4 protein-coding genes are annotated in these 4,915 nt (G+C 61.6%); 2 read left to right on the top strand and 2 right to left on the bottom strand.

Annotated elements, in window-relative coordinates:
* The coding region (gene cls, locus APH30_RS26025) for a cardiolipin synthase (protein ID WP_054914139.1) at positions 1-1,066 on the top strand (1,066 nt) is incomplete at its 5' end.
* A gap of 26 nt (positions 1,067-1,092) precedes the next feature.
* Here cls and cfaB read toward each other — a convergent pair.
* Complete coding sequence (gene cfaB, locus APH30_RS26020; protein WP_029886462.1) at positions 1,093-2,277, bottom strand: C17 cyclopropane fatty acid synthase CfaB; 1,185 nt, start codon at positions 2,275-2,277, stop codon at positions 1,093-1,095.
* A gap of 207 nt (positions 2,278-2,484) precedes the next feature.
* On the opposite strand from cfaB, the gene lpdA reads away from it, so the two are divergent.
* Positions 2,485-3,885, top strand: a complete 1,401-nt coding sequence (gene lpdA, locus APH30_RS26015) for a dihydrolipoyl dehydrogenase (protein WP_054914138.1) — start codon at positions 2,485-2,487, stop codon at positions 3,883-3,885.
* Between the two features lie 157 nt (positions 3,886-4,042).
* Here lpdA and APH30_RS26010 read toward each other — a convergent pair.
* The coding region (locus APH30_RS26010; protein WP_218186820.1) for a GMC oxidoreductase at positions 4,043-4,915 on the bottom strand (873 nt) is incomplete at its 5' end.

The raw sequence follows: 4,915 nt of genomic DNA, 5'->3' as shown, positions 1-4,915 counted from the left end.
GATCAATGGCAAGGCCACCTTCGATGCCATTTTCGCGGCCATCGAAAAAGCCCGCGATGTGGTGCTGGTGCAGTTCTTCATCATCCATGACGACAAACTCGGCAAGGCGTTACAGCACCTGCTGCTGCGCAAGGCGGCTGAAGGGGTTCAGGTGTTTGTGCTGTACGACCGTGTCGGTAGCCATGCCTTGCCAGCCAGCTATAGCCAGGCGCTGCGTGATGGCGGCGTACAGGTTCACGCTTTCGCCACCCGGCGTGGTTGGTTCAACCGCTTTCAGGTCAACTTCCGCAACCATCGCAAGATCGTGGTGGTGGATGGCTTGGTCGGTTTCATCGGCGGGCATAACGTAGGTGACGAGTACCTGGGTGAAGACCCGCAGCTTTCACCATGGCGCGATACTCATGTGCAGATCGGCGGACCAGTGCTGGCCTGCCTGCAAGAGTCGTTCGCCGAAGACTGGTACTGGGCCTCGCGCCAGCTGCCGCCGCTGATTCTGCCAGATGCCTACCCGGACGACGGCGTGCTCTGCCAGGCCTTGGCCAGTGGGCCGGCGGACCCACAGGAAACCTGCGCACTGTTCTTCCTTGAAGCCATCCACTCCGCCACGCGCAGGGTGTGGATAACCACCCCCTACTTCATCCCTGACGAAGCGGTGTTCGCGGCATTGCGCCTGGCAGCACTGCGAGGGGTGGATGTGCGCGTATTGATCCCGGCACGCCCGGACCACCGGGTTGTCTATGCCGCCTCCAGCCTGTTTGCCTTCGAAGCGGTACGCGCAGGCGTACGCATGTTCCGCTACCAGCCGGGTTTCCTGCACCAGAAGGTGGTGCTGGTAGATGACGAGGTCAGCGCAATCGGCAGTGCCAACCTGGACAACCGTTCATTCCGCCTGAACTTCGAGATCACCCTGCTGACGGTCGACCGTGGCTTTGCCGACCAGGTGGAACGTATGTTGAATGAAGACTTCGAGCAGGCGCGAGAGATAAACGTTGAGGACAGCCGCGACACCCACCGGCTACAGCAATTGGGGATGCGCATCGCACGCTTGATATCCCCAATCCTGTAACCGGTGCCGCCGACCAGAGGTAGGTGTCAGCGGTACAGATCCTCGCGTGTCCAGGGCAGGTCGTGATGCCCGTCGGCATAGGGCTTCACTGCCAGAATCTGGTGCAGGTTGATCCAGCCCTTCTGGAACGCATAGGCACACCCGGCCAGGTACAAACGCCAGATGCGCAGGGTTTTCTCGGGGACCAGTGCCGCCGCCTTGTGCAGCTGGTTCTCCAGATTCTCGCTCCAGTGGTGCAGGGTCTTGGCGTAGTGCAGGCGCAAGCTCTCCACGTCCACCACCTCCAGCCCTGCTTCGCAGATGCTGGCACTGATCATCGACAGGTGGGGCAGCTCACCATGTGGGAACACGTAGCGATCGATGAACTCGCCTGCACCTCGCCCCACCGGCCGACCATCGACATGCTTGGCGGTGATGCCGTGGTTCATCACCAGCCCCCCTTCCCTCACCGCACCGAACAGCTTCTGGCAATACAACGCCAGGTTGGCATGGCCGACATGCTCGAACATGCCCACGCTGACAACCTTGTCGAAGCGGCCGTCTTGCGGCAGGTCGCGGTAATCGAGTATCTGTAAATCGACCTTGTCGCTCAGACCCTCTGCCTTGACCCGCTGGCGGCCGAGCTTCAACTGTTCTTTGCTGAGGGTGATGCCGAATACCTTGGCGCCATACTCACGGGCGGCGAAACGCGCCAGCCCTCCCCAGCCACAGCCCACATCGAGCAGATAGTCGCCCGCATCGAGCCGCAGCTTGCGGCACAGGTGCTCGAACTTGTCCTGTTGCGCCTGATCGAGGGTGTTGTCCGGCTCGCGAAAATAAGCGCACGAGTACACCATGTCCTGGTCCAGCCACAGCTGGTAGAACTCATTGGAAACGTCGTAGTGATAGGAAATGGCCTGGGCGTCGGTGGTCTTGTCATGCGCCAGGCGCTGGGGCGGCGTGTCGTCTTCGTCGGTAAGCAGTGCCTCACTCAGCTCATCGCAAACGCGTATGGCCTCACCGATATCGCCTTCAAGCTCCAACTTGCCTTCGACGAATGCCGTGCCCAACTGGTCCATGCTCGGGTGGGTCAGCTGGCTGATCAACTGGGGTTCTCTGACCAGTATGGTGACCTGCGGGCTGGGCCCGAGATCGAAGTGGTTGCCGTCCCAGAGTTTCAGCCGCAGCGGCAGATGCAAGCTCTGCAGTGCCGGTGGAAGTTGCGCAAGCATGAACGACCCTCCTATCCGTAATTGGCCACGACGCCCGAAATTTCGAACGTCGTCGAATCAGAGTAGTTCATCCATGGGATGTTTCCTCCCGATCAGACCATGGTCTAGACCCTGCTGCGCTGATATGCGCAGCAAATTGTATACAATTCTAAAGGCTCAGCCTAACCTAATGCCCCTGTCGCGTTTCTACATCCCTGGAGTTGAACCATGAAAACCTATGACGTGGTGATCATCGGCGGTGGCCCTGGCGGCTACAACGCAGCCATTCGCGCTGGCCAACTTGGGCTCAGTGTCGCCTGCGTGGAGGGCCGCTCGACCTTGGGCGGCACTTGCCTGAACGTCGGCTGCATGCCGTCCAAGGCACTGCTGCATGCTTCCGAACTGTACGAAGCCGCCAGCGGTGAGGCGTTCGCCCACCTCGGCATCGAAGTCAAACCCACCCTGAACCTCGCCCAGATGATGAAGCAGAAGGACGAGAGCGTGGCCGGCCTGACCAAAGGCATCGAGTACCTGTTCCGCAAGAACAAGGTCGACTGGGTCAAGGGCTGGGGCCGCCTGGATGGCGTCGGCAAAGTGGTCGTGAAGGCGCAGGACGGCAGCGAAACCACGCTGCAGGCCAAAGACATCGTCATCGCCACCGGTTCCGAGCCGACGCCGCTGCCAGGCGTGACCATCGACAACCAGCGCATCATCGACTCGACCGGCGCGCTGTCGTTGCCGCAGGTGCCCAAGCACCTGGTCGTCATCGGTGCCGGGGTGATCGGCCTCGAGCTGGGGTCGGTGTGGCGCCGGCTGGGTAGCCAGGTCACGGTCATCGAATACCTCGATCGCATCTGCCCTGGCACCGACAGCGAAACCGCCAAGACCCTGCAGAAGGCATTGGCCAAGCAAGGTATGGCGTTCAAGCTGGGCAGCAAAGTAACCCAGGCCACCGCCAGCGCCGACGGTGTGGCCTTGACCTTGGAGCCTGCAGCGGGTGGCGCGGCAGAAACACTGCAAGCCGATTATGTACTGGTCGCCATCGGTCGCCGCCCCTATACCAAAGGCCTGAACCTGGAAAGCGCAGGCCTGGAAACCGACAAGCGCGGCATGCTCGGCAACGAACACCACCGCACTTCAGTGCCCGGGCTTTGGGTAATCGGCGACGTCACTTCTGGGCCGATGCTGGCGCACAAGGCCGAAGACGAAGCAGTGGCCTGCATCGAGCGCATCGCCGGCAAACCGCACGAGGTCAACTACAACCTCATCCCTGGCGTGATCTATACCCGGCCGGAGCTGGCCAGCGTGGGCAAGACCGAAGAGCAGCTCCAGGCCGAAGGGCGTGAATACAAAGTGGGCAAATTCCCCTTCACGGCCAACAGCCGCGCCAAGATCAACCACGAGACCGAAGGCTTCGCCAAGGTGCTTGCCGATGCCAAAACCGACGAAGTGCTGGGTGTGCACCTGGTGGGCCCGAGCGTCAGCGAAATGATCGGTGAATTCTGCGTGGCCATGGAGTTCTCGGCCTCGGCCGAAGATATCGCCCTCACCTGCCACCCCCACCCCACCCGCTCCGAAGCGTTGCGCCAGGCAGCGATGAATGTGGATGGCATGGCCATGCAGGTTTGACGCAAGGTTTTATTGTTCTTCGAGGGGAAAACGCCCCTGGCCAGGTGCCCCGACACGGCGACTACGCCGAAGGCTGGCAGGCTTTCCACCAAGGTTGAGCGCACGATCCCACGATGCTGCCGCATTACCGGCACATCGTGGGGTTGGCATCACGGGCCTACAACGCGCCGAAGCGTACCTCCACCGACAGGCTCCCCTGGTTATCGCCAAGGCCTGCGCCGTAGCGCCCGGTCAGATCGTCATTGATGCACAACTGCAGCTCACCCTGCTGGCCTCTTGGTAACTGCGCCTGGTTACCCACCAGGAATGGCACACCATTGCTGCCGATACGGCCGATCAACGCCCCTTCGTTCTGCCCGGGCAGCGTGTAACCCGGCTTGGCGATCAACCCTGAATGGCCCTGCGCCCCAACCATGCCGGTGGCCGGGTTGGCTGTCCACTGCCCGCCCGTACAGACCGCCAATTGCCAACTGTGCCCATTGACCTGCATACCCGTGCCTTGCCAGGCCTGGTTTGCCTGGACCTGTACAGTACGCTTGAGCAGGTCGCTGGCGACCACGTCAGCAGCCTGGAAGGTCAGTGCGGTGATGGTCAGGGTCGGGTTCGCCGTGCCCGTGGTGGGGAAGACACCATCACCCACCAGGAACAGATTGGGGTGGTCCCAGCTGCGCTGGTCCTTGTCCACTACCGAATTGCTGCAATCCGAGCCCATGCGGTAGGTGCCCATCAGGTGGCCAGCGCCGAAGAACGCGTAGTTCTGGCCGTCGTACTGGAACACCGTTTGGGAGCCGGGCTTGAGTTCAGGGTTCAGGTCGGTCAGCTCGGTGGCGCCCATCAGCTCGGTGATGATATGCGTGGCGGCCAGGCGCGCCTGCTTGAAGCCCTCCTTGGTGTAGTCGGACAGTTCGTAGCTGATCTGTGGTCGCGGCAGACCCAACCCGTCGGTGAGCTCCGGCGAGCTCTGCACCCGACACTGCGCATTATTGGGGTCTTTCTCCACTTGCTCGATCAGAAAGCCTAGCCGGAACTG

The sequence above is a fragment of the Pseudomonas sp. NBRC 111127 genome (assembly GCF_001320345.1).
GTDB lineage: Bacteria > Pseudomonadota > Gammaproteobacteria > Pseudomonadales > Pseudomonadaceae > Aquipseudomonas > Aquipseudomonas juntendi.
The sequence above is the reverse complement of the archived record's forward strand: the minus strand, read 5'-3'. Positions and strand labels throughout refer to the sequence as shown.